The sequence below is a fragment of the Rhodococcus globerulus genome, from assembly GCF_019334125.1.
Classification (GTDB): Bacteria; Actinomycetota; Actinomycetes; order Mycobacteriales; family Mycobacteriaceae; genus Rhodococcus_F; species Rhodococcus_F globerula.
In genome coordinates, this window is the sequence record NZ_CP079698.1 from 853,674 (window position 1) to 855,495 (window position 1,822).

The following is a 1,822-nucleotide window of genomic DNA, read 5'->3' on the forward strand; positions in this document are numbered from 1 at the left end:
CTCGAACAACCTAGTCCTCGATGATATGAATCGCAGCTTCCTCCGCAGAGGCGGCCGCTCCATCAACACCGACGTCCTCGGCTACCAAGTTGCTTTCCTCGTCCTCGTATCGCCCTTCGTCCTCGGCAACAAGGCGTCCCGCACGGCGTGTGCCCACTTCACGGTCCGGTGGGAATTCCGCTTCGCGGACAGCGTCTTCCGCGTCACCTTGCTCGAATAACGGATCTCCCAGCTTGGCCGCAGGGTCGGGTTCTTCCTCGGCAAGACGCTCGTCGAGGGTCTCCCCCGTTTCCGAATCGCCGAGGGCATAGGGACGCTCAGGCGGCGAAATCCCTTCGTCGAGGATGTCGTCAACGCCTCGGTCGATCAGAGTGTCTTCTGGTTGCAGTTGGTCGTCTGGATCGAGGCTGTAGTTACCTTCGGCTGCTGCGCCGGTATCGTCCGCATCATTCATGACTTCACGATGCCACCGCGAGCGAGATTTGGCCACGGAACGCTCATGTCAGCAGTTACTCGGTGCCGGTCGGCCGGCAAATCGGTCTTGCAGATAGTCGACCGCGGCCGGCAGCCCGATGGCTCCCACGGTCAGGTGATCCAGATTGGGGCCCAACACGCTTTGGATGGTCGCGCCTGCTGCGCAGTATCGGGCCATGGTTGCCACGACGGAGTCGACCGGAATGAGATTGTCTGTGGCGCTGTGCCATTCGTATATCGGTGCCGTCGGAATTCCGGGATAGAGTTCCACGCTGTTGTCGTTCATGACGCTGATGGCGTCGGGGTTGTCCAGCATCGATGTCGACAGCGCTACGTCGAGGGCGCTTCGCCCGGCTCCGGTGATGAGGAGTTGGGTTGTGCAGGCGTTGGTCAAGTCTGTAGCCAGAGCATGTCCTAGACCGTTGAGTTGGCTGGTCAGTGGCAGTTCGGTCGGGTATTCGCGTTCGAGACCCAATGCGGCTGCAAATGCGAGACCGAATGCCGGGTGAGGATCGCGGCCTAGTGCGTTTGCCATCTTGGTGATGTTCATGGGTACACCGCCTTCGGCAACGCCGACGATGTTGATTTCAGGGGCATATGTCGGTGCAAGCGCTGCGGCCCACGCTGTTGCCATACCGCCGCCCGAGTATCCCGCGATTCCCACGGGACTGGATGTGAGCCCGAGTTCGGGCAACTTCTGCACAGCGCGGATTCCGTCGAGAGTGATCTGTCCGCCGAGGCGCGCAGCGCCGTACGCGCTGGTGGGACCCAGATGGTCAGGAAGCGCAACTGCCCAGCCGCGTTGAAGGGCGATGTTCAGTGCTATGGCTTCACGGTAGGTGCTCCTGGGGTCAGAGCTGTAGAGCGCTCGTGACGGTGCGCATTCAGTGCCCAGTGCGTTGACGATGTGTTGATACGACAACAGCGGGCCTTCTGGTGTGTGGTTGGGAGGGATTATGACGGTGGTGACCGCGACGATCGGATTGTTTGCCGAGTTCAGCGATCTGAAGTTCACCTGCCAGACTGCGGATCCTGGGAAGGTTAAGAGGTCAGGGGCTCGTCGGACGGAGATGGGTGTGCCGACGGGACCGGTTGCGGCTTCGGTTTGTGAGTAGAACGGATCTGGATCCAGAGAGGCCGGCGCAGCGGACGCTGTTATTGGTGTCGTGGAGAGCGCAAGCAATGTGAGCGCCGTCGCCAGCATCGGTCCAGCAAGCATCCGTCGAGTCCTGAATTTCAATTGTTTCCCCTCTACCTGTTTGTCGAGCAGGCACAAACTCCCCCGTAGGTGCCACTTTGCACCTTAGTGCGTAGTAGTACCCAGCGGCTACCAGTTTCATGCATCGTC

The 1,822-nt window shown here is 60.4% G+C and carries 2 protein-coding genes; both read right to left on the reverse strand.

The features are described from left to right. Positions 1-10: 10 nt before the first annotated feature. Positions 11-454, reverse strand: a complete 444-nt coding sequence (locus KYT97_RS03900) for a DUF5709 domain-containing protein (RefSeq protein ID WP_033232036.1) — start codon at positions 452-454, stop codon at positions 11-13. Positions 455-502: 48 nt separating this feature from the next. Continuing rightward, positions 503-1,693: a lipase family protein gene (locus KYT97_RS03905; RefSeq protein WP_219111791.1), complete on the reverse strand. Its 1,191-nt coding sequence runs from the start codon at positions 1,691-1,693 to the stop codon at positions 503-505. Positions 1,694-1,822 lie beyond the last annotated feature (129 nt).